We start from the raw sequence: 12,645 nt of genomic DNA, 5'->3' as shown, positions 1-12,645 counted from the left end.
CATGGATGACCACCAGCTTGCCGAACCAGCCGTCGCTCCCTTCCTGCCCTTCGCCCTGCCCGACATCGGCGAGGAGGAAATCGCCGCCGTCGTCGAATGCCTGCGCTCGGGCTGGGTGACCACCGGGCCGACGGCACGCCGCTTCGAAGCGGCGTTTCGCGACTACCTCGGCGCCGAGGTACAGGCCATTTCCGTCAACTCCGCCACCGCGGGGCTGCACCTGGCCCTGGAAAGCCTCGGCATCGGACCGGGCGACCAAGTCATCGTGCCGACGCTGACCTTCACCGCCACCGCCGAGGTCGTACGCTACCTGGGCGCGCAGCCAGTGCTGGTCGACGTCGATGCCGCCACCTTGAACATGGATCCGCGGGCCGTCGAAGCCGCGCTCACGCCGCGTACGCGCGCCATCGTTCCGGTGCACTACGCCGGCCTGGCCTGCGACATGGACACCATCCTTGCGCTGGCGCGCCGCCACGGCTTGCGCGTGGTCGAGGATGCGGCGCATGCCTTTCCGACCCGCTATCGAGGCCGGTTGGTGGGCACACTGGAGAGCGATATCACCGTCTTCAGCTTCTACGCCAACAAGACCATGACCACCGGCGAAGGCGGCATGGTGGTGGTGCGCGACGCGGCGCTGGCACGCCGCATCCGCTTGATGCGCCTGCATGGCATTAGCCAGGACGCGTTCGACCGCTATGTGTCGAAGACGCCGGCGTGGTCCTACGAAGTCGTCGCGGCCGGCTTCAAGTACAACCTGACCGACATCGCGGCCGCCATCGGCATCGAGCAGCTGCGCAAGATCGACCGCTTCCTCGGGCAGCGCCAGCTGCTGGCAGCGCGCTACGACGCAGCCCTGGCGGACCTGCCCCTGATCCTGCCGCCGCGGCCCGTGGGCGACAGCACCCATGCCTGGCACCTGTACGTCGTGCGCCTGCACAAGGATGCACCGCTGCGCCGCGATGAACTGATCGTGCGGCTGTCCGAACTGGGCATCGGTACCAGCGTGCACTTCATTCCCTTGCACCGCCAGCCCTACTGGCGCGATCACTGTGTCCCGGAAGCGGCGAGTTTCCCGGTCGCCGACGCCGCCTTCGACGCGATGCTCACGCTGCCCCTGTACACGCGCATGCGCGGCGTCGACCAGGAGCGCGTGATCGACGCACTGCATTCGCTGCTGCCATGTTGAAGCGCGTCTTCGATCTGTGCGCGGCCACGATCGGCGTGCTGCTGCTGTCGCCGCTCCTGGCCGCGATCGGGCTCTGGATCCGGCTCGATTCGCCGGGACCGGTGCTGTTTCGCCAGGTCCGGGTAGGACGGCACGGCGTGCCCTTCGCCATCCTGAAATTTCGCACGATGTCGGCGCGGACCGATCCGCGGCGCCTGCTGACAGTGGGACGCGATGCGCGCATCACGCGCGCAGGCCGCATCCTGCGCAAATACAAGCTCGACGAGCTTCCGCAGCTGTTCAACGTGATCCACGGCACCATGAGCCTGGTCGGTCCACGCCCGGAAGTGCCGCGCTACGTCGCCTGTTATCCGGCACGCGAGCGCGCGCTGGTACTCTCGGTCAAGCCAGGCATCACCGACTGGGCTTCGATCCTGTTCAAGGACGAAAACGCCATCCTGGGAGCGGCGCTCGATCCCGAGCAGGCCTATATCGACACCATCTTGCCCACCAAGCTCGAATATTACGTGCGCTACGTCCGCGAGCGCACGTTCTGGGTCGACTTGAAGATCATCTTGCGCACATTGTGCGCCATTGCCCGCTGACGCATCCAGGCCATGTCCTCGCTCGCTTTTCTCCACCTGGGCAACCTGACGCTGACGCTGCCCCTTGCCAGCGCCATCGCGGCCTGGCTGCTGGCGGCGCGCGACTGGCGTGCAGCCGGCTACTGGCTGATCCTGTTCGTCGCGGCACTGGGCATCGTCGGCATCAGCAAGGTTGCCTTCCTTGGCTGGGGCACCGGTATCCCGGCCCTGCGCTTCCAGGCGTTCAGCGGGCATGCCGCCGGTGCGACCACGGTTTTTCCCGTGCTGCTCTACTTGCTGCTGCGGCGCTGCCCGGCGCCGGCGGCCGCCATCGGCGCCGCGCTCGGCCTTGCGCTTGGCGCAGCGCTCGCCGCCATGCTGGTCGTAACGGACGAACATACGGCCGCCGAGGCGTGCGCCGGCTGGCTCGTCGGCGCGGCCGCCAGCGGCGCCATGCTCAGGATTGCCCGCACCGTGCCCATGCCGTCGCTCCCGGCAGGCCTGGCATCGGCCCTGCTTACATATGGCGCGACCGCCTTCGCCATGCAACAGGCGCACGTGGGCTACTGGATGATCAAGGTTGCCCTTGCCTTGTCCGGCAAGCGCTACCCGTTTCGCTGGGACAGCTGCGGCTGACCGGCACCAGCCCTTCAATTCGACAGGAGAACGACAATGCAAGCCCTATCCTTCCATTGGCAGCGACAGAGCCAGCTCAGCGAGAACACGATGCAGTCGCTGCTGATGAATTTGCTCAGGGGCGTGGCGTCCCTCCAGGTGGCCGCCGCGCACCTGCGCGCCGAAGTCTATCCCGGCTTGCGCGGACTCGAGGAACCAGGCCTCGCTTACATGGCCCTCGCCTTCTTCACGGGCTTTGCGCACCAGGCCGTCATGGTATTTTTCATGATTAGCGGCTGGCTCGTCGGCGGCAGCCTGCTCGACAAGATCGGTCAATCGCGCGCCTTGCGCGCCTACGCCATCGACCGCGCCACACGCTTGTGGACGGTGCTGGTGCCGACCCTGGTCATCATGATCGGCATCGGCTTGATCACCGGCGCCGCAACGACCGAACCGGCGGGATTCGGCTCCCCAGGGGAGTTCTCGGCGGGCACCTTCGTCGGCAACCTGCTCGGCTTGCAGACAATTACCGTGGAGCGTTTTGGCGGCAACTATCCGCTCTGGAGCCTCGCGAACGAGACATGGTATTACATTCAGTTCCCACTGCTGTTGATGATCTTCACCGGCCGCGGCCTGTTCCAGCAGGCTGCCTGTGCGGCCCTGTTGGCGCTCACCGTCGCCTGGCTTCCCTATGTGATGACCCTGTATTTTGGCATCTGGTTGCTCGGGGCTGCCTTCTCGCGCATCCGCGTCGACAGCAGCTTCGGCATGCGCATGCTGCTCCTGGCGTTTGCTGTCGTATTATCGGTGTACTTCCGCATCAACGGCGTCAACGACGACATCCTGCCCGAATCGTTCGGCCAGGACCTGATCTGCACCTTGCCTGTCGTCGTCCTGCTGGCAGCCATGCACATGCCGATCGGCCCATCGCCCATCCTGCAGCGCGTCGCTTCCTTCGGCAAATGGTTATCCGAGTTTTCCTTCACGCTCTATGTCCTGCACGTTCCGGTGATCGACCTGTTGCAGCATATCGGGCTGACGCAGTTCGGCCGCGAAAAGCTCATCCCCGCCAGCCTGACCGACTTTGCGATTTTTTTCATCATGCTCGGCATCCTGCTGGGAGCGAGCTACCTGTCCTACCTGGTTTTCGAGCGCAACACCTACCGTGTCCGCCGCTTCGCAAAACGTCTGCTGCTGCCGGCCAGCCCAAAGCCGGCGACGCCCATCATCTTCTCAGCCGACTGAATCGGTGATTGGCCCCGCCGCATCCACGTGCCGGCAGGCGCGTGGATGAAGGGCTTTCGGCATTCACGCGTAGCGGGCGTAGCCTGCTGCATGGTTCCGGGACCTGGGTAACACTGTCTCGGTACATAAGGCGACACCAGCGGTCTCATCGAACCATCCTGTCGTTCCCGTCGCTTCCTGCTCCTTCCTGTCGCTTCATGGCACTTCGGTGGTGCCACTTTCGTGGTGCCGCTTCCGTACAAAGACGCCGATTGGCCTTCGCAAGCCGGCCTGCGAGGCCGGCTTAACATTCATGTCGAGTGCCGGTCGAGTACCTAGAACCTATCCCAGCAGGAAGTGAGTCGTTGCTGACGCGCCTGACAAGCGGGTGCTGCGTTGCTCGTCGTTGTCTGGCGCGCTACGCGGCCTTCTCGCGCCTTGCTCCCGACTGCCGTGCATCGTCATCGACTTCCTCCTTCCTGCTGAGATAGGTTCTTAGGCGGGAGTGAATCGTCAGGCGGTCGGCGGCAGATCGCCGTGTTCGTAAAATGCCGGCGTCCCAGCGGCGCGCCGCGCGGCTGGGAGATCGATGCGATGGCTTGCAGGTCGCCTGTCGGTACTGCTCGCGATGCACGCGCACTGGGCCAAGGTCAGGAAACGCCTATGATCGTTCGACGGGCACTGCCCGGAACAGGCTGGCCGTTCGAGACACCCGTCCGTTTGCAGTCATGCAGGCGCGTGGAGAGCATGCTTGCCACGACGTTTTTCTCCACGGCCTGCAATGCCGGGCTATCCGGCCAGCGGGTCGGCCCTAGGCGACGTAACCGATCTGCGCTGCCGTTCCACCGTATTGCGCGGCGTTCGAACCGAGGCGCAAGGCCATGTCGTTGAAGAGCACGCCTTGTGGCGAGATACCGGCCTGGTTCAAGCGCTTGACCGACTCGTTGATCTGCCCCTCGGTTGTCACGCCGGCACGCGCGACGATGAACACGGCGCCGGCATAAGCGCCAACGACCAGTGCGTCGGCAACCGCCAGTACCGGCGGCGGGTCGAGCAGGACCAGGTCGTAATGGCTGCTGACCGACTCGATCAGGGCTCTGAAATTCAGGTGCTGCAAGAATTCGGAGCGGTTGGGCGGCAGCTCGCCGGTGGGAATGAAGTCGAGGTTGTCCATCACATCGTGGTGGATGATGTCCTCGACCGGCATCGATCCGATGATCGAGCGCGACAGGCCGCGCTCGCGGCCGATGCCGAAATAGCGGTGCAGGTGCCCGTTGCGCAAGTCGGCATCGATCAGGAGCACGCGTTTGCCGCTCGATGCCATCACGGCCGCGAAATTGGCTGCGATAAAGGATTTACCTAGCGAGCGCGTGGGGCCGGCAAACATCACGATGTTGTTCTTGAAGTGCGGCATCGCGAACTGCAGGGCGGCGCGGAAACTGCGCAGGCTTTCCACTGCCGGATCCTCCGGCATGATCTGGGCCAGCAAGGGCAGCGGCGCCGTCTCGCCGCGCGCCTTGCGCAGCAACTTGTCCTGGTTGCCGCTGTGCGGGATCGACGCGTAGACGACGCGCGCATTGAGGAGGCGTTCGATCTTCTGCGGGTCGTCGATACCGCCCTGCAAAGCCTTGCGTGCGAATGCGAGCAGCGTCCCCAGGAAGAGCCCCGTGATGACGGCCAGGGCGACGATCAGCGGACGATTCGGCTTGAGCGGCTTTTCCGGCGCGATCGGCGCATCGACCAGCCGCACGTTACTGACCCGCCCGACAGAAATAAGCCGCAGCTGTTGCGCCGTGTTCGACAGCGCCGTGTACAGGTCGGTATTGACCTTGATGTCGCGCGTCAGGCGCGCCTCGTCCTGCTCGAGCACCGGCAGGGTCTTGATGCGGGCAGCGATCTCGGCGATCTCGGCGTCGACTTCCTTGCGCTGGCGGTTGATCGCGGCGACGATCGGATGGTCTTCCGTGAAACGCGCGAGCAGCTCGGTTTTCTTTTGCAGCAGGTCGATGCGGCGCGCGCGCGCCGCCGTTGCCTGCGCCAGGCTGACGCGCGCTTCCTCGCGCAGGTCGACCGTACCGTGCGAATTGCGGAACTGGTTGTAGCGGTCTTCGGATTGCTCAAGCTGGCGCTTCAGGATCGGCAGCTGCTTGTTCAGGAAGGCCAGCGATTTTTCCGCTTCCTCGGTCTTGCGCGCCAGGTTCTGGCGCATGTATTCGCGGCCGATCTCGCTCAGCAAGGCGTTGATGCGTTTGGCGTGCTCGCCCTGCAGCTTGACTTCGATCACGCCGGACTGCTTGCCCTGCTCGGTGATCACCATGGCCGTCTGGATCGCCTGGATAGTGCCCAGGCGCGACTTGCGTTTCAGCCTGAAACGCGCGCCAGGATTGGCGAACAGCCGGTCGACCTTGATTTCCATGGTACCGTCCGGCGTCGGCACCCGGTAGCGCTGGCCGACCGTACCGTCGAAAGCGAGGCGTTGGCCGCCGCCGGAAAAGTGGTAGCGGTTGATGCCGCGCGCCGTGATCGTGAAATCGCGGTTGAGCCAGCTCTCGGGCACGTCGAAGACCGTGACCTCGGCCTTTTCGCCGCCCCAGACATAGCCGCCGTAGCCAAACAGCCCGGGCGTCGAAAGCGCGCCGTTGTTCTGGTTGGCGAACCAGAAGCCGACGACCGGGAAATACTTGGGCTGCACTTCGATGTAGAGCTGCAGGTTGTCGACCGCTTGCGAGACGACCATGCGCGAACGCAGAAGCTCCATTTCGGCAATGGCGGCCTTCTTGGTCTCGAACAGCGAGGACGCCTCGCTCAGGATGTTCTTCGAGGCATTCGGACTTTCTTCCTCGACGTGGATCATCAGGTTGGCTTCGTAGACGGGTTTCGCGACGAGCGCATACAGCACGGCGATCAGGGTGATCAGCGCCGTGATGCCGCCGATCAGCCAGCGGTTGTCGTACAGGGTGTTGAAATGTCCTTTGAGGTCGACCGTCGGCTCGTCGGCGTTCGTGAGCGGCGGCCGTGGGTCGAAGGGCACGCTCAGGATCGGCGGACTGTGGGCGACATGGGTCAGCGGCAGGTGATCGGCGGGTTTGGTCATGGTCGTCTCCAGTGCTCAGGGGCGATTGGTGACGCCGACCGCGGAGGTGAGCGCACCGGGGAACAGCAGGCTGAGATGGCGGTTCCAGTTCGCCAGCGGCGACGCGGCGACATAGACCACGTCCTTCGGCCGCAGCTCGAAGGACTCGGCCATGGCCAGGGAACCGGCAAGCCGCGCGTCGAGCTGGAATACGCGCGTGCGTTCGGGCGTCTTGCGCACCACGTAGATCTGGCGCGCGTCCCCGCTCAGCGGGCTGATGCCGCCCGTCTCGCCCAGCGCCTCGTTCAGCGTGAGGCGGCCGTTGTGCATGGTCAGCGCCTTCGGCGTCACGACCTCGCCGGAAACGAAGACCTTGCTCTCGTCGCGCGAGTGCACGCGCACGACGTCGCCCGGGGCCAGCATGATATTGCCGGGATTGATGCCTCTCTGGACCAGGTCACGCAGGTTGATGCGGTAGCGCTCGTCGCCGCGTTCGAGGGCGATGCGGCTTTGGTCGGCGGTGGGCAGCAGGCCGCCGGCGCGGTTCAGTGCCTCGACCAGGGTCATCGGAATGTCGTTGATGGCCTGCAGGCCGGGCTGCTTGACCTCGCCGTCGATGTACACCCGCTTGCTGCGGTAGGACTGGACTCGCAGCGTGATGTTCGGGTTGGCGATGTAGCGCGCCAGCTTTTGCGTCAGCAGCGCGCGCGCCGCTTCCTCGGTCAGCCCCTCGACCGGCAGCAGGCCGGCGAACGGGAACTGGATGCGGCCCTGGTGGTCGACCACGAAGCCCGGCTGCGGGACGTTTGCCGCGGCGCTGGCATTCGTGCCGTTGGCATCGGCTGCGGCGGTGGCGGCTGTCATGCCGCCGCCGGCCAGCTCGGGGTGATCCCAGACCACGATGGAGAGGACGTCGCCGCGTCCGATCGCATACGGCGGAGGATGCGAGACGACCAGGCGCGACAAATCCTGGTCGCCCTGGCGCGCATTGGTTTGCTTCTCGGCCGCGATTAGTTGCTCCGTAATCATTTCGGTCGGCGGCGGCGGCTCGGTGCTGCCCTTGCTGTCCTCGGAACGAAACTGCAAGCCGGTCGAGCACCCGGCCAGGAGCAGCACACCTGCCGCGGCGACGATACGCCAACGCAAAATTTCTGTTGGTAAATTCATGACTTTGCCTATGAAATGGACTGTCGTTCTACGGCTGACTAACTCAGCGTACGGTGTCCATCACAGGCGGCTTTGCTGCATATCAAACGGCAGGCTCAGGCTGGACGAGCGCTTGCGCAACGGTGGCTGGCGCGGCAGGTGCATGCAATCGAAGCGCGTGCCCGCGCGCCGGCGTCCGGCCGGGGGTGCTGGCTTGCACGACGAACGCTTGCGTCCGCTAGCAATTGTCTCGGCGGTGGACCATACTGAGACATCCTGCTACCGACGGAGGCAACCGTATGCACGCGGGTTTCATCTTTGCAACCGGGATCGAGAACAGTAATCCGACCATCGAGGGCGGTCGCGTCCGCATGGATGAGCTCGATAAATGCGGCCATTATCAATACTGGAAGCGCGATTTCGAGCTGGTCAGGGAGCTGGGTTTGGGCGTGCTGCGCTATGGCCCGCCTTTGTACCGTACCTACCTTGGCCCGAATCGGTTCGATTGGGAATTCGCCGACCTCGCCTTTGCCGAACTGCGGCGGCGCAATATCGTGCCGATCGTCGACCTGTGCCATTTCGGCTTGCCCGACTGGATCGGCAACTTCCAGAATCCCGACTTCCCTTCCCTCTTTGCGGATTACGCGGCAGCGTTCGCGCGGCGCTACCCCTGGGTACAGATGTATACCCCGATCAACGAAATGTGGATCTGCGCAGTCTTTTCAGCCCTGTATGGCTGGTGGAACGAGCAACAGCGCAGCGACACTGCCTTCGTCACCGCGATCAAGCACCTGGTCAAGGCGAACATCCTGGCCATGCACGCCATTATCAAGGTGCGCCCGGATGCGCTGTTCATCCAGAGCGAATCGACCGAGTACTTTCACGCCGAGTCACCCGACGCGATCCGCCTGGCCGAGTTCAACAACGCGCGCCGCTTCCTGGCCCTCGACTTGAATTATGGCCGGCGCGTCGATTCGGACATGTACGAATACCTGCTCGACAACGGGATGCGGCGCGACGAATACCATTTTTTCCTAAGCCACAATCTCAAGCATCACTGCATCATGGGCAACGACTACTACCGGACCAACGAGCACTACGTTTCTGCCGACGGCATGACACGCGCCGCCGGCGAAATCTTCGGCTATGCCGTCATCACCCACCAGTATTACAACCGCTACCGGCTGCCCGTGATGCACACGGAAACGAACTTGTGCCAGGGGCCGGCCGGCGACGAAGCCGTCTACTGGCTGAAGAAGGAATGGGCGAATGTGCTGCGGGTGCGTAACAACGGGGTACCGCTGATCGGCTTCACCTGGTATTCGCTGACCGACCAGGTCGACTGGGACAGCGCGCTGCGCAGGAACAATGGGAATGTGAATGCGCTCGGCCTGTTCGACCTCGACCGCAAAATTCGTCCGGTCGGCGTCGCCTACCGGGAACTTGTCAAGGACTGGGAAGCCGTGCTTCCGACCAAGAGCATTTGCCTGCAGGTGCCGATCGTCATGCCACACGAATTCGGCGGCGAAATCACCTCGCTCGACCCCGAATCGCCGGCCAGCGGCGCCATCCAGGGTTAGGGCGCGGGCTTGGGCGCTTTGCGCGGCGTGAATGTATACGTATCGCCGTGCGCAAGGTAGACCACACCTTCGTCCAGCCCCGCCGCCTTCACTTCGCGCGCGAATTCGGAGAGTGGCGACTTGAATACGTCGTAGTCGTTGTAGTGGATCGGGACCGTCTTTTTTGGTTTGACGATCTGCATCATCTGCACCCCGTCCTTGCCATCCATGGTCACCTTGAACGTGCCCAGGATGCGCGTGCCGCCCAGGTGAAGCAGGGCCAGGTCGATACCGGGATAGCGCTGCGCAATCGTGTGGATGTCGTCGTAGACCAGGGTATCGCCGCTGATATACATGCGGTAATCCGGGACATCGGCATTCGCGCCGAAATCGAGCACGCTGCCCATCACCGTCGGCAACAGCACCGAGACGCCGGCCGCGCCGTGACGGCCGGGAACCGCGGTGATGCGCAGGCGCGCTTCTCCCTTGCTCACCTCGAGCCGGTCCCAGTCCGATAATGCGAAACGCTGCTGGAAACCCAGGCGCTTGAGACCTTCGCTCGCTTCGCGCGTGGACACGATCGGCGTGTTGCGATTCAGGCGCTCCTGCACCAGCTTGTCGAAGTGATCGTCGTGCATGTGCGACAGGATCACCAGGTCGATCGGCGGCAGCTTGTCGAATTCGATGGCGGGGTTGGTCTGGCGCTGCGAGGTCAGCCCGTAGCCAAGGTGCACGTGCTCGCCCTTGTGCACGAAATTCGGGTCGGTGAGGATGGTCAGGCCCTGGTAGCGGATCAGGACGGTCGCGGTGCCGATGAATTGCATCGTCCCCGTTTGCGCGGCGGCGGCCGCCGGGTCGCCCGGGGGCAGCTTGAGAGTAAAGGTGTCCGCTTGCGGCACGGCCGCCTGCATCGCGTTCTGTGCCTGCGCGGGACCCGCGACCGACATCCCGAACGCGGCCAGCAGGGCCACGCTTCCCAGCAAACGATAAACACGCATACAGACTCCGTAAATGGCCAGACCCGCTCGCGGCGGGCAACAAGATCGCAAGACGTTATCATAAAGACCATCCCGGTGTCGTTCGTTACCAGACAGATAACAGTCTCGCAAGCGAACCGATCCATCATATTCATTCTTTCGTCTTGTAACGCTGTTCGCGCGCGCGACGCACGGCGCATTTGCTCGGACCGACGGCCAGGCGCTGGCCAGACCAGTGGCCCCTTCCACACGGTGCGCATGGTCGATCACTTCGCCGGTTACGGCACTGGCGAGCAAGGAGACCAGATCGGTGACGACAAGCTGGCCGGAGCCGTCCATACGGTTTCATTCGCGCCAGGACGATTGCTAATCATGCGCAATGCGCAGGCGCGACGGTGGAATCCGAAAAGTCCGAAGGCATCCACACATCGTGATTCTGGAAAAAACGTAAAGTACGGTAAAAACGCGACAAGCATTTTTACATTTTATTGGCTGAAAAACTGATTCGAACTGCGAACTGGCTAACGGACCGATGTCACACTTGTGCCGACAATGGACTCCTTGAACAGCGGAGGCCCGATGGCAACAGTACGACATACATTCACGACGACCGTTCCTGCTTCCGCCAAAGAAGTCTGGGACTGGTCGACTTCCATCAAGGGCATCAAGGCCGAGATGTGGCCAGTCCTGAAGATTACTTTTCCAAAAGGCATGACCCATATCGGCGAAGACACCACCCTCGACAAGCCGCTCTGCCGCTGCCAGTTCCTGTTGCTTGGAATCTTCCCGATCGACATGTCGAAGCTGACCTTCGTCGAACTCGACCCTGGCCGCCGTTTCGTCGAGCAATCGCCTCTGCTATCCATGCGTTCCTGGCGTCACGAGCGCATCGTCACGCCGACGGCTGGCGGTGCGACCGTCACCGACAACCTCACCTTCTCGCCGCGCGTGGCGGGGCCGCTGGTGGGCTGGTTCGTAAAATTGTTCTTCGAGCACCGGCACGCGGTGCTGGCCAAGGCGTTTGCGAAGCATGTGTCGAACCAGGCGCCGGGACCGGTGCGCTGAACGCAGGAACGCACGCGCGCGGTGCTCCATGAGGAACTGGTGATCAATACGGTGTGGCCGGCAGTGACCGAATCGCCGAAGGCTACCTCACCGGTGAGTGTACACGTAGGCCGTGCCGTCGCAGGGCACGCGGCCCGGCGCCTGCTTCACGCGCAGGGACAGGCCGTCGATGCCGGTGCGCATGCCCACCGGATCGAGCGCCAGCTAAGTACACGACCGGAAATAAATGTGAATTTTGGCAAACAGAACCGGATGCGGTGCAAGGCGGCGAGTGCGCCGCAGTGCGAGCACTGCAAGCACCGCAAGCGGACAGGGGCCAACGCAGCAACGCGCCGGTTCTGGCAGCCAAAAGCACATTTATTTTTGGGCGAGTACTTAGACCGATTCGGGCAGCGGCCTGGCCAGCCAGTCTGTATCGACGCCAGCGTCCATGCGCATGCTCCAGCCGGAGGAGCGCGCTATGGCCGCACCATGTTGATCAGCGCTTCAAATGCGTCTTTTTGCAGTGGCCGGGAGAGCACGTAGCCTTGAATTTCATTGCATCCAAGGCTTTGAAGTTCATTTCGCTGTTTGTCAGTTTCCACGCCTTCGGCAGTGACTTTCATCCCCAGGGCATGCCCGAGATCGATCACCGTCTTGACGATTTGAGCTGCGGTCTCGTTCGTCCCTATATCCATGACGAACGATCTGTCGATCTTGAGCTCGCTAATTGGGAAACGACGCAGGTAGCTGAGCGATGAATAACCAGTGCCAAAGTCGTCTAGCGACACATTAACGCCAACCTTCATCAGTTCGCGCATGATGGCTTCGCTTTTGTCAGCGTCCTTCATGAGAAGACTTTCGGTGATCTCGACCTGAAGCAGCGCAGGTGGCAGGCCAGACGCATTCAGCATGGCGACCACCTGCTCGACCAGTCCTGCTTGCCTAAACTGCAGCGCCGATACGTTGACTGACACGGCAATGAGGTGGCCGTGATCAAGCCATGTCTTTGCTTGATCGACAGCAGTGCGAATTACCCAGTTCCCCACCGCTACAATGCCACCAGTTTCTTCAAGACGAGGAATGAAGTCGTTCCGCATGACCCGGCCGAATTCAGGACTCTGCCAGCGCAGCAGCGCCTCGCAACCGACGATGCGGTTCTTCTCCAGGTTGAGCTTGGGCTGATATTCGAGGGACCTGTCAGGAATTCTGTGTGCGGGGCCAGAATTGGTGGTTAGATAATTGCGTTTGTGAAGCG

At 63.0% G+C, this 12,645-nt stretch carries 12 protein-coding genes; 7 read left to right on the top strand and 5 right to left on the bottom strand.

Annotated features, from left to right (window positions below):
• The first annotated feature begins 1 nt into the window (after position 1).
• From ACFPOU_RS16415 to ACFPOU_RS16400, 4 genes are read left to right on the top strand one after another with little or no spacing between them, the layout of a single operon-like run.
• On the top strand, positions 2-1,186 hold the full coding sequence (locus ACFPOU_RS16415) for a DegT/DnrJ/EryC1/StrS family aminotransferase (RefSeq protein WP_379723449.1): 1,185 nt from the start codon (positions 2-4) through the stop codon (positions 1,184-1,186).
• Positions 1,180-1,770 (top strand): sugar transferase, encoded by a 591-nt coding sequence (locus tag ACFPOU_RS16410; protein WP_379723446.1) that lies wholly within the window; start codon positions 1,180-1,182, stop codon positions 1,768-1,770. Before ACFPOU_RS16415 ends, ACFPOU_RS16410 begins: the two co-directional genes overlap by 7 nt.
• 12 nt (positions 1,771-1,782) lie before the next feature.
• Positions 1,783-2,385 carry a phosphatase PAP2 family protein gene (locus tag ACFPOU_RS16405; RefSeq protein ID WP_379723443.1) on the top strand — a complete coding sequence of 201 codons (603 nt, stop codon included), beginning with the start codon at positions 1,783-1,785 and terminating at the stop codon, positions 2,383-2,385.
• A gap of 36 nt (positions 2,386-2,421) precedes the next feature.
• On the top strand, positions 2,422-3,609 hold the full coding sequence (locus ACFPOU_RS16400; protein WP_379723440.1) for an acyltransferase family protein: 1,188 nt from the start codon (positions 2,422-2,424) through the stop codon (positions 3,607-3,609).
• Between the two features lie 790 nt (positions 3,610-4,399).
• On the opposite strand, the gene ACFPOU_RS16395 is transcribed toward ACFPOU_RS16400, so the two are convergent.
• Together ACFPOU_RS16395 and ACFPOU_RS16390 are read right to left on the bottom strand one after the other, a co-directional pair.
• Positions 4,400-6,682, bottom strand: a complete 2,283-nt coding sequence (locus ACFPOU_RS16395) for a polysaccharide biosynthesis tyrosine autokinase (RefSeq protein WP_379723437.1) — start codon at positions 6,680-6,682, stop codon at positions 4,400-4,402.
• Positions 6,683-6,697: 15 nt separating this feature from the next.
• Complete coding sequence (locus ACFPOU_RS16390) at positions 6,698-7,828, bottom strand: polysaccharide biosynthesis/export family protein (RefSeq protein ID WP_379723434.1); 1,131 nt, start codon at positions 7,826-7,828, stop codon at positions 6,698-6,700.
• A gap of 278 nt (positions 7,829-8,106) precedes the next feature.
• On the opposite strand from ACFPOU_RS16390, the gene ACFPOU_RS16385 reads away from it, so the two are divergent.
• On the top strand, positions 8,107-9,387 hold the full coding sequence (locus ACFPOU_RS16385) for a family 1 glycosylhydrolase (protein WP_379723431.1): 1,281 nt from the start codon (positions 8,107-8,109) through the stop codon (positions 9,385-9,387).
• On the opposite strand, the gene ACFPOU_RS16380 is transcribed toward ACFPOU_RS16385, so the two are convergent.
• Positions 9,384-10,364 carry an MBL fold metallo-hydrolase gene (locus tag ACFPOU_RS16380; protein WP_379723428.1) on the bottom strand — a complete coding sequence of 327 codons (981 nt, stop codon included), beginning with the start codon at positions 10,362-10,364 and terminating at the stop codon, positions 9,384-9,386. The two genes, ACFPOU_RS16385 and ACFPOU_RS16380, sit on opposite strands and share 4 nt — an antisense overlap.
• A gap of 237 nt (positions 10,365-10,601) precedes the next feature.
• Here ACFPOU_RS16380 and ACFPOU_RS16375 point away from each other — a divergent pair, with 237 nt between their 5' ends.
• Positions 10,602-10,847, top strand: a complete 246-nt coding sequence (locus ACFPOU_RS16375; RefSeq protein WP_379723425.1) for a hypothetical protein — start codon at positions 10,602-10,604, stop codon at positions 10,845-10,847.
• Positions 10,848-10,922: 75 nt separating this feature from the next.
• A complete protein-coding gene (locus ACFPOU_RS16370; RefSeq protein WP_379723422.1) occupies positions 10,923-11,408 on the top strand; it encodes a hypothetical protein in 486 nt (161 codons plus the stop codon).
• Positions 11,409-11,495: 87 nt separating this feature from the next.
• On the opposite strand, the gene ACFPOU_RS23860 is transcribed toward ACFPOU_RS16370, so the two are convergent.
• Both ACFPOU_RS23860 and ACFPOU_RS16365 read right to left on the bottom strand, forming a co-directional pair.
• Positions 11,496-11,612: a transposase family protein gene (locus tag ACFPOU_RS23860; protein ID WP_465263291.1), complete on the bottom strand. Its 117-nt coding sequence runs from the start codon at positions 11,610-11,612 to the stop codon at positions 11,496-11,498.
• Positions 11,613-11,866: 254 nt separating this feature from the next.
• Positions 11,867-12,645, bottom strand: a 779-nt coding sequence (locus tag ACFPOU_RS16365) for a putative bifunctional diguanylate cyclase/phosphodiesterase (RefSeq protein ID WP_379723419.1), incomplete at its 5' end; no start/stop codon positions are given.

It is taken from the genome of Massilia jejuensis, assembly GCF_042656795.1.
GTDB lineage: Bacteria > Pseudomonadota > Gammaproteobacteria > Burkholderiales > Burkholderiaceae_D > Telluria > Telluria jejuensis.
The sequence above is the reverse complement of the archived record's forward strand: the minus strand, read 5'-3'. Positions and strand labels throughout refer to the sequence as shown.

Coding starts and splice junctions, on each gene's coding strand:
- ACFPOU_RS16415 (WP_379723449.1), top strand. CDS start 2: ATGGATGACCACCAGCTTGCCGAACCAGCCGTCGCTCCCTTCCTGCCC.
- ACFPOU_RS16410 (WP_379723446.1), top strand. CDS start 1,180: ATGTTGAAGCGCGTCTTCGATCTGTGCGCGGCCACGATCGGCGTGCTG.
- ACFPOU_RS16405 (WP_379723443.1), top strand. CDS start 1,783: ATGTCCTCGCTCGCTTTTCTCCACCTGGGCAACCTGACGCTGACGCTG.
- ACFPOU_RS16400 (WP_379723440.1), top strand. CDS start 2,422: ATGCAAGCCCTATCCTTCCATTGGCAGCGACAGAGCCAGCTCAGCGAG.
- ACFPOU_RS16395 (WP_379723437.1), bottom strand. CDS start 6,682: ATGACCAAACCCGCCGATCACCTGCCGCTGACCCATGTCGCCCACAGT.
- ACFPOU_RS16390 (WP_379723434.1), bottom strand. CDS start 7,828: ATGAATTTACCAACAGAAATTTTGCGTTGGCGTATCGTCGCCGCGGCA.
- ACFPOU_RS16385 (WP_379723431.1), top strand. CDS start 8,107: ATGCACGCGGGTTTCATCTTTGCAACCGGGATCGAGAACAGTAATCCG.
- ACFPOU_RS16380 (WP_379723428.1), bottom strand. CDS start 10,364: ATGCGTGTTTATCGTTTGCTGGGAAGCGTGGCCCTGCTGGCCGCGTTC.
- ACFPOU_RS16375 (WP_379723425.1), top strand. CDS start 10,602: ATGGTCGATCACTTCGCCGGTTACGGCACTGGCGAGCAAGGAGACCAG.
- ACFPOU_RS16370 (WP_379723422.1), top strand. CDS start 10,923: ATGGCAACAGTACGACATACATTCACGACGACCGTTCCTGCTTCCGCC.